This window comes from Streptomyces cyaneus, assembly GCF_004028635.1.
GTDB classification, from domain to species: Bacteria; Actinomycetota; Actinomycetes; order Streptomycetales; family Streptomycetaceae; genus Streptomyces; species Streptomyces cyaneus.
The window spans coordinates 123,754-146,270 of sequence record NZ_RQJW01000012.1 but is presented as its reverse complement, the minus strand read 5'-3'; the positions used below and the strand labels follow the sequence as shown (position 1 = coordinate 146,270).

Below are 22,517 nucleotides of genomic sequence, written 5' to 3'. Positions count from 1 at the left end.
GCTCCGATCGAGGAACGCCAGCCTTCACCTGAATACCGGAGCCGAAGCCACGGCAAACGCGCTTCCCGAAGAATGTCACATGTCGGCAACACGCTGTAGTGACATGTCGACATGTGAGACTTGAATCCGCCCTGGATAAAGGGGGTCTGACGGTGTTTCAACGCAGAACTGTCGGGATCCGCCCTGGTGAGCGATTCGCTCGTGACGGTTACCGGTCGCTCCTGTTTGCGGTTACGCGTCGATTCGGTTCGCCGAACGCAGTCGCTGGAAGCTACGCGCGAGTAGCCTCGAAACGTGCATCTGGGAGACCCCGAGTTCCGCACTGATTTGCGACTGGGTGAGGTTGCTGTAGTAGCGCAGGAGCAGGATTCTCTGCTCGCGTTCGGGGAGTTGCACCAGCAGATGCCGGACCAGGTCCCGGTGCTCCACGCCGTCCAGGGCGGGGTCCTCGTAGCCGAGCCGGTCCAGTAGCCCCGGCAGCCCGTCGCCCTCCTGTGCGGCCTCCAGCGAGGTGGCGTGGTACGACCGCCCGGCCTCGATGCAGGACAGCACCTCGTCCTCGGTGATGCGCAGCCGCTCGGCGATCTCGGCGGTCGTCGGGGTGCGCCCGAAGGCCGTCGTCAGATCCTCGGTCGCGCTGTTGACCTGGACCCACAGCTCGTGCAGCCGGCGCGGGACGTGGACCGTGCGGACGTTGTCGCGGAAGTACCGCTTGATCTCGCCGACGACCGTCGGCATCGCGAACGTCGGGAACTGCACGCCCCGGTCCGGGTCGAAGCGGTCGATGGCGTTGATGAGCCCGATGGTGCCGACCTGGATCACGTCCTCCATCGGCTCGTTGCGGGAGCGGAAGCGGGCGGCCGCGTAGCGCACGAGCGGGAGGTTGGCCTCGATGAGCGCCCCGCGCACGCGGTTGTGCTCCGGCGTGCCCGGCTGCAGCTCCTTCAGCTCGCCGAAGAGCACCTGGGTGAGCGCGCGGGTGTCGGCGCCGCGACTGCGGGGCGGTGTGGGCGCGGGCGGGTCCGCGGGGATGTCCTCCTGGGCCGGGGCTTGAGGCGCAGTACTGGCCGGCACGGTCAACTCCACCTCGTGATCCATCAACTCACATCAACTCATCCGTCAAAAGCGGTCATAGCATCACAAGACATGTCCACCGTGTGCAAGCACCGCATAACGCCGTGTTGGGGATGGATCCGGGGGTGGAACCGGAGGATGAATCCGGGCTGAGGCACGCGAAAGCCCCCCGCCGTCCGGCGGAGGGCTCCAGGAAGATCCGGATGGGCCCGGGTGGATCCGGGACGCAGTGGCTCAGTATTCGTAGTCGGCGATCACCCAGGTGGCGAACTCCCGCCACAATGTGACGCCCGCCTGGTGCTCGGGGTGCTCCGCGTAGGTGCGCAGGGCGGCCGCGTCGTCGAAGGCGGAGTTGATCGCGAAGTCGTAGGCGATGGGGCGGTCGCTGATGTTCCAGCCGAGCTCCCAGTGCCGGATCTCGGGGATCTTGCCCTCGAGCGAGCGGAACGCCTCGACGCCCTCGACCACCCGCGGGTCGTCGCGCTCGACGCCCTCGTTGAGCTTGAAGAGGACCAGGTGGCGGATCATGAGCACTCCCTAGCTGTCGCCTCCGTCGGCGATCCACGTCATGAAGTCGCCGATGGCCTTGGCGGCGTCCGATATGCCCTCGAACCCTATCTGCACGTAGTCCGCGGCCTTGCTCGGGTCCGTGATGATCACGTAGAGCACGAAGACCACGAGCACATAGACGGCGGCCTTCTTCGAATTCACCGCCATCGCGGCCTCCCCAGTCACATTTGCCCCATCGACCGCACATGATCGCACGAAGGGCCCCGTCTTTCGACGGGGCCCTTCGGGAGAGCGGTAGCGGAGGGATTTGAACCCTCGGTGACTTGCGCCACACTCGCTTTCGAGGCGAGCTCCTTCGGCCGCTCGGACACGCTACCGAGGGAGACCTTACAGCACGGTCGGCCGTGCTCTGAAATCCGTTTCCCCTCCCGTCCCCGGTCAGGGGTGCGGCACCGGGTCAGCGGGCGCGGAAGAAGTCGGTGAGGACCCGCGCGCACTCCTCGGCGAGCACGCCCTCGATCACCTCGGGCCGGTGGTTGAGCCGCCGGTCGCGGACGACGTCCCAGAGGGAGCCCGCCGCGCCGGCCTTCTCGTCGCGGGCGCCGTAGACGACCCGGTCCACCCGGGACTGCACGATCGCGCCCGCGCACATCGTGCAGGGCTCCAGCGTGACGACGAGCGTGCAGCCGGACAGCCGCCACTCCCCGACCTTCGCCGCGGCCCGCCGGATCGCCAGCACCTCGGCGTGGGCGGTCGGATCGCCGGTCGCCTCACGCTCGTTGTGACCGACGCCGAGCACGGTCGTACCGTCGGCGGCCAGCACGACGGCGCCGACGGGGACGTCCCCGCCCCGGACGGCCAGTTCGGCCTCGTCCAGGGCGAGCCGCATCGCGGCCCGCCAGCGGTCGCGTACGGGGTCGGGCACCTCGGGTGCCGACCTCCGGTCGAACGAGGTCAGCGGACGGTCTCCAGCACCTCCGAGGCGCCCAGCGCCTCGGCGATCGTGCCCAGCGCGTCCTCGGCGTCCAGGGCCTTCAGCTCCTTCTCGCTGACGCCGAGGTCGTCGAGGATCTCGGTATCGCCGACGGGGCTGTGCGGAACGGCTTCCGCGGAGCCGCCGTCCTCGTCGTCGTCGGAGTCGCCATCGGGCTCCTCGGTGCCGTCGAGGTCCAGGGCGTCCAGGTCGGCGCTGTCGTCGCCGGGCTCCCTGCCGAGCAGTTCGTCGGTGAGCAGGATCTCCCCGTAACTGCTGCGGGCTGCGGCGGCGGCGTCCGAGACGTAGATCCGAGGGTCGTCCTCGCCGTCGATCCGGACGACGCCGAACCAGGCGTCCTCCTGCTCGATGAGCACCAGCACCGTGTCGTCCTCGGGGGAGGCTTCACGGGCCAGTTCGGCCAGGTCCGACAGGGTTTCCACATCGTCGAGCTCTGTGTCGCTCGCTTCCCACCCGTCTTCGGTGCGCGCGAGCAGTGCGGCGAAGTACACCGTGACTCTCCCACTGGTCATAGGCGTGCCGGTTGGGGGTCCCCCCGGCGGAGGTTGGGGGTGGGGAGAGCTGTGCTCCGAGCCCACCCACTCGGAATCGTGGCAGAAACAAGGCGTTCAGGGGACGTCTTCGGCTCCCTGTGTCCGGCAGTTTTGATCGCGTTGTCCCGAGAGAGGCGCGAGCACCTCCGTAAAGGACCGACCAGCACAGTCGTTGCTGCCACGTGCGGATCGTACGCGGCTTTTCCAGGTGTCCAAGCACGACCACCGCCGCAACGCACCCGAGGACCGCGGATCTTCCCCGGCGCCTCCCTCTACCAGCGGAACGTCCGCATACGCATCGCGTGGCGCAGGCGGGCCGCCTTGGCGCGGCGCGGCTGGACGCGGTCCCGCAGTTCGCGGGCCTCGGCGAGGTCCCGCAGGAACTGGGCCCGGCGCCGTCGGCGCGCGGCGTCGGGCTCCTCCGGTGTGTCCTGCGTGGGATCCGCCGGCGACTCAGGATCAGGCATAGGCTCACCACCCCCGGTACGTCCCTCCCACTTTCCCTCCGATGGGCGGTTTGACGCCAACACGAGGGGGACCTGAGCACCGTTACTGTTGTGGACATGCGTCTCCACGTCGTCGACCACCCCCTGGTCGCCCACAAACTCACCACGCTGCGCGACCAGCGCACCGACTCCGCGACCTTCCGTCGGCTCGCCGACGAGCTGGTCACCCTGCTCGCCTACGAGGCCACGCGGGACGTGCGTACCGAAGCGGTCGACATCACGACCCCGGTCACCGAAACCACCGGCGTCAAGCTCTCCCACCCGCGCCCCCTGGTGGTGCCGATCCTGCGGGCGGGCCTGGGCATGCTGGACGGCATGGTCCGGCTGCTGCCGACCGCCGAGGTGGGCTTCCTGGGCATGATCCGCAACGAGGAGACCCTCGAGGCCTCCACATACGCCTCGCGCATGCCGGAGGACCTTTCCGGCCGTCAGGTGTACGTGCTGGACCCGATGCTGGCCACGGGTGGCACGCTGGTCGCGGCGATCCGGGAGCTGATCAAGCGCGGCGCCGACGACGTGACCGCGGTCGTGTTGCTCGCCGCGCCCGAGGGCGTTGAGCTCATGGAGCGGGAGCTGGCGGGGACGCCGGTGACGGTGGTGACGGCCGCGGTGGATGATCACCTCAACGAGCACGGGTACATCGTGCCGGGGCTGGGGGACGCGGGGGATCGCCTGTACGGCGCGGCTGAGTAGGGGCCTGAACGGCGAACGCCTGTTCGTCCGTGGGGGTGCGGTGGTTTGGCGGCTGCGGGCCGGCTGTGGCTGATCGCGCAGTTCCCCGCGCCCCTTAAGGGCGTTGCTCAGCAGCCATTCTGAGAAGAACTGGACGTCGGCTCCGGGCTGGCCAGTGCGGTCAGCGCCTTGTCGGCGTCCGGCTTCTTCGTCAGCTCTTTGAACTTGTCGCCGATGATCAGGTCGACGGCCGCGCCCTTGCGGGCGGCGTCGGTGCGGAGTTCGGCGGTGCTGAGCTGGGTGGCGAGGACGGGCAGCGAGGTGTCCAGGGCCGCGCCCGGGCCGAGCAGTAGACCGGTGCCCTTGACCTTCTTGTCGAACTGCTTCGTCGCGTTGCCCACGTCACCGATCTTGAAGCCGCGCTTCTTCAACTCGTCCGCGGTCTGCTTGGCGAGGCCGCTGCGGGTCGTGGCGTTGAAGACGTTGACGGTGATCTTGTCCGGCTTGGGCAGTGCCGCCCTGGCCGTGGGCGTGGCCGAGGGGGTCGCGCCGGCCCCGCAGTCGGCCTTCGTACCGGCCGCCGAAGCCTTTCCGCCGCCCCCGGTGAACAGGTCGATGAGCTGCAGTGTGCCCCAGCCGATCATGCCGAGTACGGCGACGGAGGCGACGGCGATGACAACGAGCCTGCCGCGCCGTCGGCGACGGCGCATCCGGGGGTATTTGTTCCCCTTGATGCGGTACTGGCCGCCCATGCCTTGGGGAGTCAGCATGCTCATGAGCGCAGCGTAGTGCTCCCGGGCGGCAATGCCTACTAGATGATCATTCGACGCCGCTCAGTCCAACCCGAAAGGGGCAACTGGGACGGCGCGGGGGTGTCGGCCCGGGGTCAGTCCAGTTCCAGGACTCGCGCGTGCAGCACCTGGCGCTGCTGCAGCGCCGCGCGCACCGCGCGGTGGAGGCCGTCCTCCAGATACAGGTCGCCCTGCCACTTCACGACGTGCGCGAAGAGGTCGCCGTAGAACGTCGAGTCCTCGGCGAGCAGGGTTTCCAGATCGAGCTGACCCTTGGTCGTCACGAGCTGATCGAGGCGGACCGGGCGCGGCGCGACGTCCGCCCACTGCCGGGTGCTTTCCCGGCCGTGGTCGGGGTACGGCCGGCCGTTTCCGATGCGCTTGAAGATCACACGGAAAGCCTACCGGTCAAGACCTTCCGGGCGCAGCCATGGCGACGGAGTGCGGCGCTGGAAAAGACGCGACAAAAGTGGACAGACCGGGTAGGGGTGCGGGAACGGCGGTCGGATCGGAAGCCGGAATGGACCCGAATGGACGTCGCGTGACGTGGATCCGGGCCTGCGGCGGGGGCGAGTCGGTCGTGCGCGGAGCCGGGGCCTGAGTAAGGCGGGTCCGGGGCCGTGGCACCGGCTGAACACGCAGACCGTGCGTCTGATTCGCCCGAAAGGGGGCGGTGTACCGGCGAGGCCGCGGTGACGGTGCTGTACGGGCGGTATGCACAGGCTGTGGACAGGGAGTCGGCGCGCAAGAGGCTACCGGCGTCCTGCGGGGCAGGGGAACAGGGGCCGGGGAACACAGGGCGGCGGGGGGGGGGGGGGGGGGGGGGGGGGGGGGGGGGGCCCCCCCCCCCCCCCCCCCCCCACGCCGGCGTCAGCCGCGCTCCCGTTCCTTCGAGGGCCGCTGCGGCTTCTCCTTCTGCGCCTGCATGTGCACCTGCGCCTGCGGTTTCGGTGTGTTGCGTGCAGCCTCCGCGCGCAGCAGGGCGCGCAGGACCGCGTAGTGGTCGATGGGCATGGCTGTGCTCCTTGTGTCGTACTGGCTGACCTCGTCGCGGGGGTCTGTCACGCGGAGGTCTGTCAGCAGCGCAGGACCACGGTGCGCAGGATGTGCGGAACGTGCGGTGGCCGCGGCGGCGCGGGGCTGGGCGGGCATGCCCCGACGCCGGGCGGCGCCGGCTTCGGCAGGGGTGCGGGACGCAGCCGTACGGTGTTGCGCCGGTCGGGGCGGGCCGGTGGCCGCAGGACCGTGTCGAGGACGTCGTGCTCGGCGACCTCGCCGGAGGAACCGGAGGCACCGGACGCCATGTGCGTGGCGTGCGCCTGGGCGTGTGCGCCCGGCACCAGCAGGACGAGCAGCAGCACGAGGGCCCGCAGCCAGGCGCGGCTGCGCAGGGGGCGTCGTGCAGCGGTGCTCACGGAAGGTCATCTCCCCGGCGGCCGTACGGCGTTCATCCCGTCGGAGGTGAGATCCGCCCGCACGGCGTATCGGTCGGCGGCGCGTATCACAGCTCGTGCGGGACCTGGCGGGCCCGCTTCCGCATCCGGATGCCGGTGACGATCTCGACGATGCCGACCGCCACGAGCCACCAACCGGCGAGCAGCATGAGCACGGTGACCGACTCGATCGGGGAGTCGATCAGCACGATGCCGCCGACGAAGGTGATGACACCGAGGAAGATGTGCCAGCCGCGGGCCGGCATGGACTTGTCGGAGGCGGCGGCCAGGGTCTGGGTGATGCCGCGGATGAGCCAGCCGATGCCGATCCACAGGGCGAGCAGCAGGATCGACTGCATCGGGCGGCGGAAGCAGAACAGGCCGAGGACGACGGACAGGGAGCCGCTGATGAAGGCCAGTACCCGCAGCGAGGTCGTCCGGTGTGTGCCGAAGGCGGAGACCAGTTGGAGCACGCCGCTGATCAGGAGGTAGAGGCCGAACAGGACACCGGAGACGAAGAGCGGGGCGCCCGGCCAGACCAGGACCAGGATGCCCAGGGCCAGCGAGGCGACACCGGTGAGCAGGACGATCTGCCAGGCGGCACGGGAGAGGGCGTGCAGCGGTCCCTCGAAGGGCGGCTCGGGCTCATGGGACGGCCCCGGCCCGGGCGGCCCGGGCGGGTGACCGGAGTGCACCCGGCGGTCGTCGTAGTCCCGGCCGTAGGGAGAGCCGGTCGGTGCCTCACTCATGCTCCATGCTGGGAACGCCCCGGCCCACCCCGCCATCTGGAGCGGGCCAGTCGACTGACGGCTGCCGGAGGGGCTGCGGGCGGGGCGGATGGCTGCCGCCGGGCTGTTTGCGGAGTGGAGTGCTTGCCGCCGGCTGTTCCTGGGCGGGGCTGCCGCTCCCGGGCTGGACGGCTGTCGCCGGGCCGCTTTCGGGCCTGAGGGTTGTCCGCCGGGTTGATCCCGGCCGGGACGGTTGCCGCCGGGCTGGCCCCGGGGCGGGTGGCGGGCCTGGGCTGCTCGTGGGTGGGTTCTGGCTCCCGGCCGGGACGGCTGTGCCGCGCCGCTTGCGCGCCGGACGGCTGTCGCCGGGCTGCTTCCGGATGGGGCGTTGCCGTCGGGTCGGCGGGCTGTCGCATCCCGGGCAGGTGGTTGTCGCCGCGCCGTTGGGTTGGAGCCCCTCCGTCGGATGGCTGTCGGCGGGTTACTTGCCGGCTGCCTTCGCTGCCTTTGCCGCTGCCTTCATCTCCTGTTTGTGGGCTCGTACCTTGGCCAGGGAGTCGGGGCCGGTGATGTCGGCGACGGAGCGGAAGGACTTGGGCTCGCCGTAGGCGCCCGCGGCCTCCTGCCAGCCCTTGGGGCGCACCTGCAGTTGCTTGCCCAGGAGTGCCAGGAAGATCTGTGCCTTCTGCTTGCCGAAGCCGGGTAGGGCCTCCAGGCGGCGTAGCAGTTCCCGGCCGTCCTCGACGCCCTTCCAGACGAGCTCGGCGTCACCGTCGTAGTGCTCGACGAGGTACTGGCACAGCTGCTGGATCCGCTTGGCCATCGAGCCCGGGTAGCGGTGCACCGCCGGCTTCTCGGAGAGGAGGGACGCGAAGGTCTCCGGGTCCTGGACGGCGATGTCGTGCGCGTCCAGGTCGTTCGCGCCGAGGCGGTCCGCGATGGTGCGGGGGCCCTTGAACGCCCACTCCATCGGGACCTGTTGGTCCAGCAGCATGCCCACCAGCGCGGCGAGCGGGCTGCGGCCGAGGAGCGCGTCGGCCTCGGGGTCCTGGGCGAGGTGAAGGGTGACGTCCATGGCCCCGATCATGCCCCTGCACGCCTCAGTTCTCCACGTGAGGACTCCTCGGCGGGGTCAGGGCCGCCAGTACCCCAGCGCGTTCACCCGCTGCTTCGGCAGGCCCAGCTCCTTGCGGACGTACGACGTGAGGGCGCGGGTCGTCGCCGTGTCGCAGGCGATCCAGACGTACGGGTCCGGGGTGCCGTCGAGGAGGCCGGGCAGGGCGTCCTTCACCTGGGCGACCAGGTGGGCGCCGGAGTCGCGGCGGGGGACCTTGCGCACTTCGTGGCGGGACGGTTCGGTGCGGAAGGGCAGGTCGTCCTGCTCGCCGCCCTCGAACCAGACCGTCACCGGTGCCGAGTCCAGGGTGGTGAGCAGGGAGTTGAGGGCGGGGAGGGAGGCGGGGTCGGCGACGGCGAAGACGTGGGAAGGGGCGGGGTCGGGGTCGGTGAACCCCGTGCCGTGGATGGTCGCCTCGATCGTGTCGCCCGGCTTTGCCGCCCGCGCCCAGTCGCTGGCGCAGCCCTCGTGCAAGGCGAACTCCAGACTGAAGGTGCCGGCCTCCGGGTCCGGGTCGACCAGGGTGTAGGCGCGCTGATGGGGCTTGCCCGCGTTGTCGAACCACAGCCGGACCCACATGGTCGGGTGCACGCCCGTCGCCGCCAGCATGCCGCCGTCCGTGAGGTGGACGCGGCGGTAGTGCTCGGTGACGTCCTCGGCGCCCGTCACCGTGAACACGAAGTCCTTGGCGCGCAGCAGCTTCAGGACCGCGCCCTCCCAGCCGTGCCCCTGCCCCATGGCTTGTTCACCCTTCACGTACCATTCCTGCACCAATGACTTAGGCAAGGCTAACCTAAAGCAAAGGAGGGGCACAGGTGACCGGCGAGATCTTCCGTGATGCCTGGGGCATTCCGCATCTTCGCGCGGGCGACGCGATGGCACTCGCCCGGGTGCAGGGCCGCGTCACCGCCCTCGACCGGGCCTGGCAGCTGGAGGTGGAACGGCACCGCTCCCAGGGCACGTCCGCGTCCTTCCTCGGCGCCGAGGCCCTGCCCTGGGACCGGTTCGTCAGACGGGCCCGCCTCGACGACACGGCGAGACGCTGCTTCGCCGAGTTGGAGAGACGGGACGCGGAGACGGCGGGGTGGGTGCGGGCGTACGTCGACGGGGTGAACGACGGGCTGGCCGAGGGCGCCCGCCGTACGCCGGAGTTCGCGCGGACCGGGCTCGCCCCCGGCCGTTGGGAGCCCTGGACCCCGCTCGGTGTCTGGCTCGGCATCCACATCCTTTTCGCGGGCTTCCCGGCCAAGCTCTGGCGCGAGCAGGTCGTACGGCATCTCGGCGCCGACGCGGTGGGGTTGTTCGCCGCCGACGGCCCCGGCACCTCCGGCAGCAACGGCTGGCTGGTGAGCGGGGAGCGGATCGTCACCGGACACGCGATCATCGCCGGTGACCCGCACCGCTTCATCGAGGAGCCCGGCGTCTACCAGCAGATCCACCTCTCCTGCCCCGAGTTCGACGTCATCGGCCTCGCCGTCCCGGGCATCCCCGGCATCGCCCACTTCGGCCACACCGGCACGGTCGCCTGGGCCATCACCAACGCCATGGCCGACTACCAGGACCTGTACCGGGAGCGGCTGCGGCGTACGGGGGCGGGGGTGGAGGCCCTGGGCCCGGACGGGGTCTGGCGCCGTGCCGCCCGGCACACCGAGGTGGTGGAGGTCGCGGGGGAGGCGTCGGTCGAGGTCGAGGTGATCGAGACGGAGCGGGGGCCGGTGATCATCGGGGGGCCGGAGGGGTTGCCCGAGGGGTTGCCCGAGGGGCTGCCTGCGGGGGTGCCTGAGGGGCTGAACGACGGGCTGGACGGCGGGCTGGACGAAGAGGTGCAGGAAGGTTTCTTCAGTGACCCTCTTGCCGTCGCCCTCCGCTACCCGCCCCGCGTCACCGCCGACCTCGGTTTCAGCGCCCTCCTCCCCCTTCTGCGCGCCCGCCGGGTCGCCGACGTGGACGCTGCCGTCGACCTGTGGGCCGAGCCCGTCAATGTCTTGCAGGCCGCCGACACCGAGGGCGGCCTGCTGCACCGCGTCGCCGGGAAGGTGCCGGTGCGCTCCGAGGCCAACCGCACCCGGCTCGTGCCCGCCTGGGAGCCCGGCCACGACTGGCACGGCCGGCACGAGACGCCGCGCGGCGGGCTCACCGACGGCGTCGCCGCCATGGCCAACCAGCGCGGTCTCGCCGCACCCCTGGGCGTCGAGTTCGCCCCGCCCCATCGCGCCGACCGCATCACGGCGCTGCTGGGGGAGAAGGAGCGCTGGTCGGCCGCCGACATGCCGGCGATCCACATGGACACCCAACTGGCCTCCGCAGCACCCCTGTTGGACATCCTGAGCTCCCTCGACACCCTCACCCCCGAGGCCGCCCGCATCCGGCAGACCCTCCTGGCCTGGGACCGCCGCATGGACGCGAGCAGCGAGGCCGCGGCCGTGTACGCGGCGGTGCGCGGGGAGGTCGTACGCCGGCTCGCCGCTCACCCGGCCTTTGCCGCGCTGTCGGCTCCGCCCGCCTATCCGGAGGTCCTCCTGCCCTGGCTGGCTCTGCTCCCGCGCGTCGGATTCGCCCTCGAACACCTGCTGCGCGCCGAGGAGTTGGAGGAGTCGTACGGCATCGACCGCGCCGAGACGGTCCGCGCGGCGGTGGAGGACGTGGCCGCCCAGCAGCCCACCGGAACCTGGGGCGACACCCATCGCCTCGCCCCCTGGCGGGCGCTCCCCTCTGATGCTCACGACGAACCCGGCCTCTCCGGCGACCACGACTGCGTGCTGTGCACCTCCGCCGTACCCGGCCTCACCGACCTGAGCGCACGCGGCCCGGCCGCCCGCTACGTCTGGGACCTGGCCGACCGCGAGGCGAGCAGCTGGGTGGTCCCGCTGGGCGCGTCCGGCATCCCCGGCTCACTCCACCACCGCGACCAACTCCCCTTGTGGCTCAAGGGAGATCTGGCCCCGGTCGTCACCGATTTCACCAAGCTCGAGAAGGAGTCCGATGTCTGAGCTGCCGGCGGTCGTCCGCGAACCCGTCCGCGAACCGGTCCACGAGGAAGCGGTCGACGGCTTCGGTACCGTCCGCGTCCTGCCCCTCGACCCGCCCGCCGACGCCGAGGTGATCCACGGCTGGGTCAGCGAGGAACGGGCCGCCTTCTGGGGCATGAACGGCCTGACCAGGGACCAGGTGGCCGAGATCTACGCCCACATGGACACCCTCGACACCCACCACGCCTTCCTGGTCGTGCGGGACGCCGACCCGGTCGCGCTGCTCCAGACGTACGAGCCGGAGGCCGACCGCGTGAGCGAGTGCTACGACGTCCGCCCCGGCGACATCGGCGTCCACCTGCTGCTGGCCCCCGCCGGCTCGCAGGGCGCACGGCCGGGCTGGACCTCGGCGCTTCTGACCGTCATCACGTCGTACGTCTTCCGCACCCTGGACCGGCAGCGGGTCGTGGTGGACCCCGATGTGCGCAATGAGAAGGCCATCGCCCGTTTCCTCAGGCAGGGCTTCACGGCGGGGCCGGCGGTCGTGCTGCCGGAGGTCGATCTCCCGGACGTGTACATCCCGCGGAAGAACGCCCAACTCGCCTTCCTCGCCCGGGAGGTAGCCTTCCCGGCGTGACCCCCGAAGAGCTCGTCGCGCACTATGCACTGGAGCCGATCCCGCGCGAGGGCGGGCTGTTCCGTCGCATGTGGGCGGGGCCGGAGCTGGCCGACGGGCGGCCGCAGGGATCCGCGATCGTCGTCCTGCTCACCGCGGACGACTTCTCGGCCCTGCACCGTCTGCCGTCCGACGAGGTGTGGCACTTCTATCTGGGCGACCCCCTGGAAATGCTGCTCCTCGCCCCCGACGGCACGTCACGCACCGCCGTACTCGGCCCCGACATACTGCGCGGCCAGCACATCCAGCTCACCGTCCCCGCCGGCACCTGGATGGGCGCCCGGGTGGTGACGGGCGGGTCCTGGACCTTCTTCGGCTGCACGATGGCACCCGGCTTCACCTACGAGGGCTACGAGCACGGCGACTTGGCGGAGCTGACGGCGCGCTATCCCGCCGAAGCCGCCCGGATCGCGGGACTGTGCCGCCCATGAGCGGACTCCTCGAAGGACAGGTCGCCCTGGTCACGGGCGCGGGCGGCGGCATCGGGCGCGGGATCGCGGTGCGGTTCGCCCAGGAGGGGGCGGCGGTCGTGCTCCACTGCCGTACGGCGGTGGAGGCGGCGGGTGAAGTGGCGCGGGGTGTCCGGGCGTCGGGCGGGCGGGCCGTCGTGCTGCAGGCCGACCTGACCGACGAGGACGCGTGTCGGCGGCTGGTCGCCGAGGCCGCCGAGTGGGGGGACGGGCGGCTGACCGCGCTGGTCAACAACGCGGGCGTACAGCCGACGCGGGAGCTGCCCGGGATGACGGTGGCGCAGTGGCGGGCTGTCGTGGACACCAACCTGTCGAGTGTCTTCGCGTGCACGCAGGCTGCGGCCGAGATCATGCGGGGGCAGGGCGGGGGCGGTTCGGTGACCCACATCGCCTCCATCGAGGCGAGCCGGCCGGCTCCCCTGCACGCCCACTACTCCGCCTCCAAGGCGGCGGTGGTGATGCACGCCCGCTCGGCCGCCCTGGAGTACGGCCGCTTCGGCATCCGCGTCAACACGGTCTCGCCCGGGCTGATCGACCGGGAAGGGCTGGAGGGGGCGTGGCCGGACGGGGTGCGGAGGTGGCGGGAGGCGGCGCCCGTGGGGAGGCTGGGGCGGCCGGAGGACGTGGGGGACGCGTGCGTGTTCCTGGCGTCGGGGCTGGCGTCCTGGGTCACGGGGCACGACCTGGTGGTGGATGGCGGGGTGTCGGCTCGGCCGACGTGGTGAGGCTTTCTCGCCCCCGCCGCCCCTACCCGTCCCGTCCCTGGGGGCTGCCGCCCCCAGACCCCCCGCTTCGGCCCTGAAGGGGCCTCGTCCTCAAACGCCGGACGGGCTGAAATACCTGGACCGGCGTCGAGAGATGAAGCGCCCTGGTGAAATCAGCCCCTCCGGCGTTTGAGGAGCGGGGGTCCAGGGGGCGGAGCCCCCTGGCGGGGTTGAAGGGGCGGAGCCCCTGGAGGACGGGAAGGGTAGGGGCGGCGGGGGCGAGAACCATGCCGGTGCGCCCGGTGAGCGTAGAGCGCCCCGCGTCCGTACGTATCCCCGAGGCGGCAAGTCCGACGACGGAGATGTGTGACTGACGTGGGGTGCGATGACGGACGACGACCGCGGGGCCGAACCGGCTCGCGGCGAGGAGTTCAACGGCTGGTGCTGCTGGGCCCCCTGCTGGTCCTGCTCCTCCTCGGCGGCACAGCACCCGCGTCGGCCCACGCGGCCCTCCGCGCCACCGACCCCGAGGACGGAACCCTCCTCAAGTCGGCCCCCCGCCACCTCACCCTGACCTTCACGGAGTCCGTCGGCCTGCTCGACGACTCCTTCCGCGTCCTGGACCCCGACGGCCGCCGCTTGCGCACGGGCGAGCCGACGCACGCGCAGGACGGCGGCGGCGACACGGCCCGCGTGACCCTGCCCGCGAAGCTGGCGCAGGGCACCTACACCGTGGCCTGGCGGGTGGTGTCGGCCGACAGCCACCCCGTCTCCGGCGCGTTCACCTTCTCCGTCGGCAAGGCCTCCCTCACCACGGCCACCGTGGACACCGGCCCCACCGAGGACCCGGCGACCAAGAGCCTCTACAACATCGCCCGCTACCTGGCCTACCTCGCCGCCGCCCTGCTCATCGGCACAGCCACCTTCATGGCGCTCTGCCGTCCGCTGGACGCCCCTGTGCTCCACAGGCTGCTCAAGGCGAGCTGGTGGACCCTTCTCGCCGCCACCCTCGCTCTGCTGGTGCTGCGCGCCCCGTACGAGACGGGAGAGGGCCCCCTGGGGTCCCTGAGCGCCGACTCCCTCACCCGGACCCTGACCAGCCGCCCGGGCGCGGTCCTGCTGGCCCGGCTGGGCCTCCTGGTCGTGGTCGCCCTCCATCTCGTACGGCTGTCCCGGCGCCGTCAGCCCTACGGCTGGTCCGGCGCCGCCCTCGCCGTCGGCCTCGCCATGACCTGGGCGGCCGGCGAGCACGCCTCCGCGGGCATCCAGGTGCCGGTGGCGATGACGTCCTCGGCGCTGCACCTGCTCGCCACGGCGGTGTGGCTGGGCGGCCTCACGGCCCTGGTCGTGACGCTGTACCGGGCAGACCACCTGACCCCGGCCACGGTCACCCGCTTCTCCCGCCTCGCCTTCGCCTCCGTGACCGTTCTGGTCGTCACCGGCGTCTACCAGTCCTGGCGCGGCCTCGGCTCCTGGGACGCGCTCACCGGCACGACGTACGGCAGGCTCCTGACCCTCAAGCTGGCCGCGGTGGCCCTGCTCCTCGGGGCGGCGGCCCTCTCACGTCGCTGGACGGCGCGGCTGGCGACGGTCGACGCGGGTGCGGTCGTAAAGGAACGCGAACGCGAGCGGGAACGGGAACGGGTCCCGGAGACGGTCGGTGGTCCGGCGTCGCCCGAGCAGGCGCCACCGGCCGACGTTCCGCCTTCCACCGGCCCGCACCGCCGCGCCCTGCGCCGCTCCGTCCTCGCCGAAGTCGCCGTCGGCGCCGCCGTGCTCGCGGTCACCACGATCCTCACCAGCACGCTGCCCGGCCGGGCGGAGGCCGAGGCGGCGGCGGCCGGTGCGCCCGCCGTCATCGGTGCCTCCGTCACCACCGTCCCCTTCGACGTCGGCACCCCCGGCGGCCGTGGCAAGGTGCAGATCACCCTCGACCCGGGCCGGGTCGGCGACAACTCGATCGAGGCCCTCGTCTACGGCCCCGACGGCGGCGTCTCCATCGTGCCTGAACTGCGCATCTCCTTCACCCACCCGGCCAAGGACATCGGCCCCCTCGACGCCGAGCTCGCCGACAAGGGCGGCTACTGGGGCAACAGCTTCCTCAACCTGCCCATCGCCGGGACGTGGAAGATGAAGGTCACCGTACGGACGTCGGAGGTCGACCAGGTGAGCGTGACCAGGTCGGTCGTCGTGCGCTAGCAGCGCACCTCCACAATTTCGATCATCCCGGGCATCAAGATCGGTTCGAGATATCGGTCACGTTTCCGAAACGGCCATCGACATCTCTTGACGCATGACCTGACATACGGCTGTTATTGCGCCAACGTGTTCGGTCAAGTTGATTTCTGATCGGTTACGACGGACTTCACCTAGCCCACCCTCGTGATCGAACCCTGTCATCAGGAGCCGTAGATGCAGCACTTCTCCCCCTCCGGTCTCTCACTGCCCTCGCCGAGTCGCCGCACCCTGCTGCGCGGCGTCGGCGGCGCAGCCGTTCTCGGCGCCGGCATCCCGCTGCTCAGCGCCTGCGGCGGAAGCGGTACGGCGAGTGACCCGAAGACCGTCACCCTCGGCTCCAAGGCGTCCGACCCGGTGCCGAAGAAGGCGTTCGCCGACATCTACGCGGCCTACCAGAAGAAGTCCGGCATCACGGTCGACGTGAACACCAAGGACTCCAACACCTTCCAGGAGCAGATCAACTCCTACCTCCAGGGCACGCCGGACGACGTCTTCACCTGGTTCGCCGGCTACCGGATGCAGTTCTTCGCGGCCAAGGGTCTGGCCACCCCGATCGACGACGTGTGGAAGACCATCGGGGGCAACTTCCCCGAGGCGATGCACAAGCTCAGCAAGGGCGAGGACGGCAAGTACTACTTCGTGCCGCTGTACACGTACCCGTGGGCGATCTTCTACCGCAAGAGCGTCTTCAAGGAGAAGGGCTACGAAGTCCCCACCAAGTGGGACGACTTCGTCGCCCTGTGCAAGCAGATGAAGAAGGACGGCCTCGTCCCGATCGCCTTCGGCGACAAGGACGCCTGGCCCGCGCTCGGCACCTTCGACCAGATCAACTTCCGCGCCAACGGCTACGACTTCCACGTCGACCTGATGGCGGGCAAGGCCGCCTGGACCGACGCCAAGGTGCGCAAGGCCTTCGACCTGTGGGCGGAGATCCTCCCCTACCACCAGGAGGGCGCCGTCGGCCGCACCTGGCAGGACGCGGCCCAGACGCTGGCCTCCAAGAAGGCCGGCATGTATCTGCTCGGCACCTTCGTGGCCCAGCAGTTCACCAACAAGGCCGACCTGGACGACCTGGACTTCTTCGCCTTCCCGGAGATCGACCCGGCGTACGGTCAGGACACCGTCGAGGCGCCGACCGACGGCTTCATGATGAGCAAGAGCCCGAAGAACAAGGCCGAGGCGGTCAAGCTGCTTCAGTACCTGGGCACTCCGGACGCCGAGGACATCTACCTCAAGTCCGACCCGAGCGTGGTCCACGCCTCCACCAAGGCCGACACGTCGTCGTACACGCCGCTGCAGAAGAAGGCGTACGACATGATCTCGGGCGCCAAGTCCCTGACCCAGTTCATGGACCGCGACAGCCGGCCGGACTTCACCTCCACGGTGATGCAGCCCGCGCTGCAGAAGTTCGTCCGCGATCCCAAGGGCGTCGACAGCCTGCTCTCGTCGATCGAGCGCCAGAAGAAGACGATCTTCGCGTCCGGCTGATCGATATGACCACGGAAACCACCAAGGAGACCCCGGAGGCGGCCGCCGTGCCGCCTTCGGGCGCTGCCCCCGCCAAGAAGGTGCCCCAGGGGCACCGCCGTCTGCTGACCCGCCGCGACCGGCTCACCCTCGGTCTGATGGCGGGCCTGCCCACGATCCTGCACGTCGCCCTCGTGTGGGTGACGGCCCTCGCCTCGATCGCGCTGGCCTTCACCACCTGGGACGGCATCGGCTTCGACTCGATCAAATGGGTCGGGCTGCAGAACTTCAAGGAACTCTTCGAGCAGAACCCGCAGTTCTGGCCCGCCGTCCAGCACAACGTCATCTGGTTCGTCGTCCTGATCCTGATCCCGACCCCGCTCGGCCTCTTCCTGGCCGTGCAGTTGGACAAGAAGATCCGGTTCAGCCGCGTCTACCAGACGGCGTTCTTCCTGCCCGTCGTGATGTCGATGGCCGTCATCGGCTTCGTCTGGCAGCTGATCTACAACCCCGACACCGGCCTGATCAACAGCATCATCGGGGCCAACGAGCCGGGCAAGTACATCGACTGGATCGGCGACCCGGACCTCAACCTCTGGGCCATCCTCGTCGCCGCGTCCTGGCGCCACGCCGGCTACATGATGATCCTCTACCTGGCCGGCCTGAAGGGCGTCGACCCCTCGCTGCGGGAGGCGTCCGCGCTCGACGGGGCGAGCGAGTGGCAGACGTTCAAGAACGTCATCTTCCCGACGCTGCGCCCCACCAACACCGTCGTCCTGGTCGTCACCATCATCGAGGCCCTGCGCGCCTTCGACCTGGTCTTCGTCTTCAACAAGGGCGCCGAGGGCACCGAGCTGCTCTCGATCCTGGTCACCAACAACATCATCGGTGAGTCCAGCCGCATCGGATACGGCTCCGCCATCGCGGTCGTCCTGCTGCTGATCTCCCTCGTCGTGATCATTCCCTACCTGGTGGCCACCTTCCGGAAGGAGCGGCGCGCATGAGCACCACCGTCGTGACCAAGGTCCGCGCGCCCATCCGCCCGGCCCGGATCCTGCTGCACCTCTTCCTCGCGGGCGCCGCACTGTCCTGGCTCGCGCCGCTGCTGTGGGCGCTGTACTCGGCCATGCGGCCGTACGCGGAGACGAGTGAGAAGGGATACGTGTCCTGGCCGGACACGCTGAACTTCGACAACTTCACGAACGCGTATCAGCAGTCGGACATGAGCCACTACTTCGTCAACACGATGATCATCGCCGTCCCGGCGGTGCTGTTGACGCTGTTCCTGTCGTCGATGGTCGCCTTCTACGTCAGCCGCTTCGACTTCCGCCTCAACCTCGCGCTGCTGCTGGTCTTCACGGCGGGCAACCTGCTTCCGCAGCAGGTGATCATCACCCCGCTGTACCGGATGTTCCTGCTGATCGATCTGCCCGGCATCACGATGAGCGGCAAGCTCTACGACTCCGCCCTCGGCCTGGTCCTGATCCACGTCGCGTTCCAGTCGGGCTTCTGCGCCTTCGTGCTCAGCAACTACATGCGCACGCTGCCGCACGAGCTGACCGAGGCCGCGCTGGTGGACGGTGCCTCGGTGTGGCGGCAGTACTGGCAGATCGTGCTGCCGCTGTGCCGCCCGGCGATGGCGGCGCTGGCGACGTTGTTGTCCATCTGGATCTACAACGACTTCTTCTGGGCCCTCGTGCTGATCTCCACCGGCGAGAACATGCCGATCACGTCGGCGCTGAACAACCTCTCCGGGGCGTACTTCACGGACCCCAACCTGGTCGCCGCGGGCGCCCTGCTCACCGCGATCCCCACCCTGATCGTGTACTTCGTGCTCCAGCGGCAGTTCGTCAGCGGTCTGACGCTGGGCGCCAACAAGGGCTGACGGCCCCTTTTTCGAAAGAGACACCCGTGCACCACCCCTTCACCCCCGTCGCCTCCGTGCCCGTGGACGAGGCCCGTGCCCGCGTCCACGAGGAGGGCTGGCAGTCCTGGAGCCCCAGCGGCGCCTACGCCCTCGGTGACAAGCCGTACCGCCCGACCAACGACAACTGGGCGACGGTCTGTTACCGCCCCGGCGTCACCGTCCCCGAGGGCACGTTCCAGGGCGAGGGCCTGCTGGCGCTCGACCCGGGCGACGGCTCACCGGTCCGTCTGTGGGCGGCCGTGGACCCGACGCGTGAGGTCCCGTCGATCCGGCTGGTCGTGACGGACGGCCGGGCGGAGGTCGGCGCCGACGGCCCGGTGAAGGAGTGGACGGGCGCCACCGTCCAGTCGGTGCTGGCCGACTGGGCCGACAGCCTCCAGCTGCCGGCCCCGCGCCCGGCCCCGACGGTCTGGTGCTCCTGGTACGAGTACTTCACGCAGGTCACCGAGGACGACATCCACGAGAACCTCCGTGCGATGGAGACCCTCGACCTGCCCATCGACGTCGTCCAGATCGACGACGGCTACCAGAAGGCCCTCGGCGACTGGCTCACCCTCTCCGGCCGCTTCCGCTCCCGCGCGGGCATCGCGGACGCGATCAGGGCGCGGGGCCGCCGGGCCGGCATCTGGACGGCCCCCTTCCTGGTCGACCCGGCGAGCGACCTGGCCGCCGAGCACCCCGAGTGGCTGGTCCGCGACGCGGACGGCGGCTTCACGCACGCCGGCCGCAACTGGGGCCACGACCTGCGCGTTCTGGACACCACGCACCCCGAGGCGGCGGCGTATCTGACGGACGTGTTCCGCACGCTGCGCGCCGAGGGCTACGACTACTTCAAGGTCGACTTCCTCTACGCGGGCGCCCTGGACGGCGTAAGGCACTCCACCGTCGACCCGCTGACGGCGTACCGCGAGGGCATCCGGCTCATCCGCGAGGCGATCGGCGAGGACGCCTACCTGCTGGGCTGCGGCGCCCCGATCCTTGCCTCCATCGGCCTGTTCGACGCGATGCGGGTCAGCCCCGACACGGCCCCGCACCGCCGCCCCGAGGCCGACGACTACAGCCAACCCGGCCAGGACCCGGCCGAGTTCACCGGCGTCGGCCGCCAGTGGCAGCACGGCCGGTTCTGGATCAACGACCCCGACTGCCTCATGGCCCGCCCGGCCGTCGAGACACGGGAGCGGTGGGCCGCGCACGTCGAGGCGACCGGTGGCCTCATGGCCTCCAGCGACCGCCTGCTGTCGCTGGACGAGTGGGGCGTGGCCACGACGCGCCGTCTCCTCGGGGGAGCTGACCGATGAAGCGCGAACTGTCCGTCCCCGGCATCGCCTACGGCGGCGACTACAACCCCGAGCAGTGGCCCGAGGAGGTCTGGGCCGAGGACATGCGCCTGATGCGCGAGGCCGGGGTCACCATGGTCAGCGTCGGCATCTTCTCCTGGGCCCTGCTGGAGCCGGCCGAGGGTGAGTACGACTTCACCCTCCTGGACCGCGTCCTCGACTTGCTGCACGAGAACGGCATCGCGGCCGACCTGGCGACCCCGACGGCGGCGCCTCCGGCATGGTTCTTCAAGGCCCACCCGGAGGCGCTGCCGGTCGACAAGGACGGCCGCGGACTGTCGTACGGCAGCCGCCAGACGTTCTGCCCGTCGAGCCCCGCCTACCGTAGGGCGGCCCTGCGGATCACGGCCGAACTGGCGCGGCGTTACGCCGGCCACCCGGCGGTCTCGATGTGGCACGTCCACAACGAGTACGGCTGCCACAACGCTGCCTGCTACTGCGACACCAGCGCGGAGGCGTTCCGCGGCTGGCTGCGGGCCAGGTACGGGGACCTGTCGGCACTGAACGACGCCTGGGGCACCACCTTCTGGAGCCAGTGGTACTACGACTGGGACGAGATCCTGCCGCCGCGCGCGACGGGCGCCGTACCCAACCCGACGCACCAGCTGGACTGGCACCGCTTCTGCAGCGACGAACTGCTGTCGCTGTACGTGGCGGAACGGGACGTGCTGGCGCAGGCGGCCCCTGATATCCCCGCCACCACCAACTTCATGGTGATGTACAACTTCGACGCCCTCGACTACTGGCGCTGGGCCCCGAAGCTGGACATCGTCTCCAACGACCACTACCTCCAGTCCGCCGACCCCGAGTCGCAGATCGACATCGCCCTCAGCGGCGATCTGGTCCGCTCCCTCGCGGGTGGGCCGTGGCTGCTGATGGAGCACTCGACGGGTGCGGTGAACTGGCAGCCGGTGAACCGGGCGAAGAGCCCTGGCGAGCTGCGCCGCAACGCGCTCGCCCATGTGGCCCGCGGCGCGGACGGCATCGCCTACTTCCAGTGGCGGGCCGCCAAGGCCGGCGCCGAACAGTGGCACTCGGCGATGCTCCCGCACGCTGGCACGGACAGCCAGATCTGGCGTGACGTCGTCCGACTGGGCGCGGACCTGGGAGCGCTCGCCGAGGTACGCGGCAGCGTCGGCACGGCCGAAGTGGCCGTCGTCTGGGACTGGAACGCCCGCTGGGCCATGGAACTCCCCTCCCAGCCGAGCGGCGAACTGCGCTTCCAGGACCTCGTCCGCGCCTGGTACGAGCCGCTGTGGCGCTCGGGCGTGGCGGTGGACTTCGTACGCCCGGACGCGGATCTGTCGGGGTACCGGGTGGTGTTGGCCCCCAGCCTGTACCTGGTGGACGACGAGGGCGCGGCGAACCTGGCGTCCTTCGCGTCGGGCGGCGGCACGCTTGCGGTGGGCTTCCACAGCGGGGCGGTCGACGAGAACTGTCACGTCCGGCTGGGCGGTTACCCGGGCGCGTTCCGGGAGACGTTGGGGGTCAGGTCGGACGAGCTGTTCCCGCTGCTGCCCGGCGAGTCCGTGGGGCTCAGTGGTGGCGGTACGGGGGCGCTGTGGTCGGAGCGGGTGCGGCTGGCCGGTGCCGAGGCGGTCGAGTCGTACACGAGCGGCCCGCTGGCGGGCGTACCGGCGGTGACGCGCAACTCGTATGGCGCGGGAGTGACGTGGTACCTGGCGACGCAGCCGGACCCGGCGACCCTGGCAGGGCTGCTTGACCGCATCCGTGCGGAGGCGGGCGTGGAGCCGGTCCGTACGACCCCGCAGGGCGTCGAGGCGGCCCTGCGCCGGGGCACCGACGCCGACTACCTCTTCCTGATCAACCACACGGACCGCCCGGCCGAGGTCCCGGCCGAAGGCACCGAACTGCTCACCGGTAAGCAGGTGTTGGGCTCGGTCATCGTCCCGGCGGGGGAGATCGCGGTGGTACGGGAGCCGCGCGGGGACTGAGCACCCCTGGCAGCGCCGCGCCGGGGCGAACTCGGCGCGGTCTCACCCATCCGCCGAGGGAAGCGGCGGGGGCCGGCCGGATAGGCAGTCGTTGCCGTCAACGTTGCCGTCATTTCTCCCCGGGCCTCAGCCGCCCGTGAGCCATCCGACCAGATCGTAGACGGCCGAACAGTACGGATCCGGGGCGTCGTCGTTGCGCATGGGCTCCAGCTCGCCCGTCTCCAACAGCGTCGGCAACGCGGCAGAGGCACCGGTGACGCCGACCATCACAGCGCCCTGTTCGTCGCGCAGCGGGAGGTCGATTCCGATGGGAGGAAGATCCTCCGAATCGGGAGTGTCCAGGTACAGGCGAGATGCTCAACGAAGTCGTTCACATCGCCCGTCCCACAGAACCACCCGCCCGATGCCAGACCGGC

Annotated in this window: 25 protein-coding genes and 1 tRNA gene; 11 read left to right on the top strand and 15 right to left on the bottom strand. The window is 70.5% G+C overall.

The annotated features are described in order from the left end of the window. Nucleotides 1-231: 231 nt before the first annotated feature. The 7 genes from EHO50_RS36005 to EHO50_RS35975 form a co-directional block, all read right to left on the bottom strand. A complete protein-coding gene (locus tag EHO50_RS36005; protein WP_164905047.1) occupies nucleotides 232-1,098 on the bottom strand; it encodes an RNA polymerase sigma factor SigF in 867 nt (288 codons plus the stop codon). A gap of 210 nt (nucleotides 1,099-1,308) precedes the next feature. Continuing rightward, the gene (locus EHO50_RS36000) at nucleotides 1,309-1,602 is read right to left on the bottom strand and encodes a Dabb family protein (RefSeq protein WP_128435436.1); all 294 of its coding nucleotides are present in this window, start codon (nucleotides 1,600-1,602) and stop codon (nucleotides 1,309-1,311) included. Between the two features lie 9 nt (nucleotides 1,603-1,611). Continuing rightward, nucleotides 1,612-1,791 carry a hypothetical protein gene (locus EHO50_RS35995; RefSeq protein ID WP_128435435.1) on the bottom strand — a complete coding sequence of 60 codons (180 nt, stop codon included), beginning with the start codon at nucleotides 1,789-1,791 and terminating at the stop codon, nucleotides 1,612-1,614. Between the two features lie 85 nt (nucleotides 1,792-1,876). Continuing rightward, a tRNA-Ser gene (locus tag EHO50_RS35990) sits at nucleotides 1,877-1,961 on the bottom strand. An 80-nt stretch (nucleotides 1,962-2,041) separates the two neighbouring features. Next, a complete protein-coding gene (gene tadA, locus EHO50_RS35985; protein WP_246101756.1) occupies nucleotides 2,042-2,473 on the bottom strand; it encodes a tRNA adenosine(34) deaminase TadA in 432 nt (143 codons plus the stop codon). A 65-nt stretch (nucleotides 2,474-2,538) separates the two neighbouring features. Beyond that, nucleotides 2,539-3,069 carry a tRNA adenosine deaminase-associated protein gene (locus EHO50_RS35980; RefSeq protein WP_128435597.1) on the bottom strand — a complete coding sequence of 177 codons (531 nt, stop codon included), beginning with the start codon at nucleotides 3,067-3,069 and terminating at the stop codon, nucleotides 2,539-2,541. A gap of 314 nt (nucleotides 3,070-3,383) precedes the next feature. Then, on the bottom strand, nucleotides 3,384-3,578 hold the full coding sequence (locus EHO50_RS35975; protein WP_128435433.1) for a hypothetical protein: 195 nt from the start codon (nucleotides 3,576-3,578) through the stop codon (nucleotides 3,384-3,386). A gap of 96 nt (nucleotides 3,579-3,674) precedes the next feature. Here EHO50_RS35975 and upp point away from each other — a divergent pair, with 96 nt between their 5' ends. After that, complete coding sequence (upp, locus tag EHO50_RS35970) at nucleotides 3,675-4,310, top strand: uracil phosphoribosyltransferase (RefSeq protein ID WP_128435432.1); 636 nt, start codon at nucleotides 3,675-3,677, stop codon at nucleotides 4,308-4,310. Nucleotides 4,311-4,417: 107 nt separating this feature from the next. On the opposite strand, the gene EHO50_RS35965 is transcribed toward upp, so the two are convergent. The 7 genes from EHO50_RS35965 to EHO50_RS35940 form a co-directional block, all read right to left on the bottom strand. Then, nucleotides 4,418-5,041 carry a LytR C-terminal domain-containing protein gene (locus EHO50_RS35965; RefSeq protein WP_128435595.1) on the bottom strand — a complete coding sequence of 208 codons (624 nt, stop codon included), beginning with the start codon at nucleotides 5,039-5,041 and terminating at the stop codon, nucleotides 4,418-4,420. Nucleotides 5,042-5,175: 134 nt separating this feature from the next. Continuing rightward, the gene (locus tag EHO50_RS35960; RefSeq protein ID WP_003999914.1) at nucleotides 5,176-5,472 is read right to left on the bottom strand and encodes a type II toxin-antitoxin system VapB family antitoxin; all 297 of its coding nucleotides are present in this window, start codon (nucleotides 5,470-5,472) and stop codon (nucleotides 5,176-5,178) included. A 478-nt stretch (nucleotides 5,473-5,950) separates the two neighbouring features. Further along, complete coding sequence (locus EHO50_RS44310; RefSeq protein ID WP_164905046.1) at nucleotides 5,951-6,094, bottom strand: hypothetical protein; 144 nt, start codon at nucleotides 6,092-6,094, stop codon at nucleotides 5,951-5,953. Nucleotides 6,095-6,156: 62 nt separating this feature from the next. Further along, a complete protein-coding gene (locus EHO50_RS35955) occupies nucleotides 6,157-6,495 on the bottom strand; it encodes a hypothetical protein (protein ID WP_128435431.1) in 339 nt (112 codons plus the stop codon). Between the two features lie 86 nt (nucleotides 6,496-6,581). Beyond that, the gene (locus EHO50_RS35950; RefSeq protein WP_128435430.1) at nucleotides 6,582-7,262 is read right to left on the bottom strand and encodes an HdeD family acid-resistance protein; all 681 of its coding nucleotides are present in this window, start codon (nucleotides 7,260-7,262) and stop codon (nucleotides 6,582-6,584) included. Nucleotides 7,263-7,722: 460 nt separating this feature from the next. Continuing rightward, nucleotides 7,723-8,316: an HhH-GPD-type base excision DNA repair protein gene (locus EHO50_RS35945; protein ID WP_128435429.1), complete on the bottom strand. Its 594-nt coding sequence runs from the start codon at nucleotides 8,314-8,316 to the stop codon at nucleotides 7,723-7,725. A 57-nt stretch (nucleotides 8,317-8,373) separates the two neighbouring features. Beyond that, entirely contained in the window at nucleotides 8,374-9,096 is a 723-nt protein-coding gene (locus EHO50_RS35940; protein ID WP_128435593.1) for a siderophore-interacting protein, read from the bottom strand. Nucleotides 9,097-9,173: 77 nt separating this feature from the next. On the opposite strand from EHO50_RS35940, the gene EHO50_RS35935 reads away from it, so the two are divergent. The 10 genes from EHO50_RS35935 to EHO50_RS35885 all read left to right on the top strand — a co-directional run bounded on the left by EHO50_RS35935 (nucleotide 9,174) and on the right by EHO50_RS35885 (nucleotide 22,101). Next, entirely contained in the window at nucleotides 9,174-11,348 is a 2,175-nt protein-coding gene (locus EHO50_RS35935) for a penicillin acylase family protein (protein WP_128435428.1), read from the top strand. Further along, a complete protein-coding gene (locus EHO50_RS35930) occupies nucleotides 11,341-11,964 on the top strand; it encodes a GNAT family N-acetyltransferase (RefSeq protein ID WP_128435427.1) in 624 nt (207 codons plus the stop codon). The genes EHO50_RS35935 and EHO50_RS35930 overlap by 8 nt, the downstream gene beginning before the upstream one ends. Then, nucleotides 11,961-12,434, top strand: coding sequence for a cupin domain-containing protein (locus tag EHO50_RS35925; RefSeq protein ID WP_128435426.1), 474 nt, complete (start codon nucleotides 11,961-11,963; stop codon nucleotides 12,432-12,434). The genes EHO50_RS35930 and EHO50_RS35925 overlap by 4 nt, the downstream gene beginning before the upstream one ends. Then, nucleotides 12,431-13,198, top strand: a complete 768-nt coding sequence (locus EHO50_RS35920; protein ID WP_128435425.1) for an SDR family NAD(P)-dependent oxidoreductase — start codon at nucleotides 12,431-12,433, stop codon at nucleotides 13,196-13,198. The genes EHO50_RS35925 and EHO50_RS35920 overlap by 4 nt, the downstream gene beginning before the upstream one ends. A gap of 420 nt (nucleotides 13,199-13,618) precedes the next feature. After that, entirely contained in the window at nucleotides 13,619-15,376 is a 1,758-nt protein-coding gene (locus EHO50_RS35910; protein WP_128435423.1) for a copper resistance CopC/CopD family protein, read from the top strand. Between the two features lie 213 nt (nucleotides 15,377-15,589). Beyond that, nucleotides 15,590-16,903, top strand: a complete 1,314-nt coding sequence (locus tag EHO50_RS35905) for an ABC transporter substrate-binding protein (RefSeq protein WP_128435422.1) — start codon at nucleotides 15,590-15,592, stop codon at nucleotides 16,901-16,903. A gap of 5 nt (nucleotides 16,904-16,908) precedes the next feature. Beyond that, a complete protein-coding gene (locus tag EHO50_RS35900; protein ID WP_128435421.1) occupies nucleotides 16,909-17,886 on the top strand; it encodes a carbohydrate ABC transporter permease in 978 nt (325 codons plus the stop codon). Continuing rightward, a complete protein-coding gene (locus EHO50_RS35895; RefSeq protein WP_128435420.1) occupies nucleotides 17,883-18,767 on the top strand; it encodes a carbohydrate ABC transporter permease in 885 nt (294 codons plus the stop codon). The genes EHO50_RS35900 and EHO50_RS35895 overlap by 4 nt, the downstream gene beginning before the upstream one ends. A 26-nt stretch (nucleotides 18,768-18,793) precedes the next feature. Beyond that, a complete protein-coding gene (locus tag EHO50_RS35890) occupies nucleotides 18,794-20,107 on the top strand; it encodes a glycoside hydrolase family 36 protein (RefSeq protein WP_128435419.1) in 1,314 nt (437 codons plus the stop codon). Further along, nucleotides 20,104-22,101 carry a beta-galactosidase gene (locus tag EHO50_RS35885; protein WP_128435418.1) on the top strand — a complete coding sequence of 666 codons (1,998 nt, stop codon included), beginning with the start codon at nucleotides 20,104-20,106 and terminating at the stop codon, nucleotides 22,099-22,101. Before EHO50_RS35890 ends, EHO50_RS35885 begins: the two co-directional genes overlap by 4 nt. A gap of 126 nt (nucleotides 22,102-22,227) precedes the next feature. Here the strand turns inward: EHO50_RS35885 and EHO50_RS44305 are convergent, their stop codons facing one another. Next, complete coding sequence (locus EHO50_RS44305; protein ID WP_164905045.1) at nucleotides 22,228-22,368, bottom strand: hypothetical protein; 141 nt, start codon at nucleotides 22,366-22,368, stop codon at nucleotides 22,228-22,230. Nucleotides 22,369-22,517: the final 149 nt, after the last annotated feature.

What these genes read in the sequence shown, in the direction of transcription:
- EHO50_RS36005 (WP_164905047.1), bottom strand. Translation starts at nt 1,098, where the DNA reads ATGGATCACGAGGTGGAGTTGACCGTGCCGGCCAGTACTGCGCCTCAA.
- EHO50_RS36000 (WP_128435436.1), bottom strand. Translation starts at nt 1,602, where the DNA reads ATGATCCGCCACCTGGTCCTCTTCAAGCTCAACGAGGGCGTCGAGCGC.
- EHO50_RS35995 (WP_128435435.1), bottom strand. Translation starts at nt 1,791, where the DNA reads ATGGCGGTGAATTCGAAGAAGGCCGCCGTCTATGTGCTCGTGGTCTTC.
- tadA (WP_246101756.1), bottom strand. Translation starts at nt 2,473, where the DNA reads ATGCGGCTCGCCCTGGACGAGGCCGAACTGGCCGTCCGGGGCGGGGAC.
- EHO50_RS35975 (WP_128435433.1), bottom strand. Translation starts at nt 3,578, where the DNA reads ATGCCTGATCCTGAGTCGCCGGCGGATCCCACGCAGGACACACCGGAG.
- upp (WP_128435432.1), top strand. Translation starts at nt 3,675, where the DNA reads ATGCGTCTCCACGTCGTCGACCACCCCCTGGTCGCCCACAAACTCACC.
- EHO50_RS35965 (WP_128435595.1), bottom strand. Translation starts at nt 5,041, where the DNA reads ATGGGCGGCCAGTACCGCATCAAGGGGAACAAATACCCCCGGATGCGC.
- EHO50_RS44310 (WP_164905046.1), bottom strand. Translation starts at nt 6,094, where the DNA reads ATGCCCATCGACCACTACGCGGTCCTGCGCGCCCTGCTGCGCGCGGAG.
- EHO50_RS35950 (WP_128435430.1), bottom strand. Translation starts at nt 7,262, where the DNA reads ATGAGTGAGGCACCGACCGGCTCTCCCTACGGCCGGGACTACGACGAC.
- EHO50_RS35945 (WP_128435429.1), bottom strand. Translation starts at nt 8,316, where the DNA reads ATGGACGTCACCCTTCACCTCGCCCAGGACCCCGAGGCCGACGCGCTC.
- EHO50_RS35940 (WP_128435593.1), bottom strand. Translation starts at nt 9,096, where the DNA reads ATGGGGCAGGGGCACGGCTGGGAGGGCGCGGTCCTGAAGCTGCTGCGC.
- EHO50_RS35930 (WP_128435427.1), top strand. Translation starts at nt 11,341, where the DNA reads ATGTCTGAGCTGCCGGCGGTCGTCCGCGAACCCGTCCGCGAACCGGTC.
- EHO50_RS35920 (WP_128435425.1), top strand. Translation starts at nt 12,431, where the DNA reads ATGAGCGGACTCCTCGAAGGACAGGTCGCCCTGGTCACGGGCGCGGGC.
- EHO50_RS35905 (WP_128435422.1), top strand. Translation starts at nt 15,590, where the DNA reads ATGCAGCACTTCTCCCCCTCCGGTCTCTCACTGCCCTCGCCGAGTCGC.
- EHO50_RS35900 (WP_128435421.1), top strand. Translation starts at nt 16,909, where the DNA reads ATGACCACGGAAACCACCAAGGAGACCCCGGAGGCGGCCGCCGTGCCG.
- EHO50_RS35895 (WP_128435420.1), top strand. Translation starts at nt 17,883, where the DNA reads ATGAGCACCACCGTCGTGACCAAGGTCCGCGCGCCCATCCGCCCGGCC.
- EHO50_RS35885 (WP_128435418.1), top strand. Translation starts at nt 20,104, where the DNA reads ATGAAGCGCGAACTGTCCGTCCCCGGCATCGCCTACGGCGGCGACTAC.
- EHO50_RS44305 (WP_164905045.1), bottom strand. Translation starts at nt 22,368, where the DNA reads ATGGTCGGCGTCACCGGTGCCTCTGCCGCGTTGCCGACGCTGTTGGAG.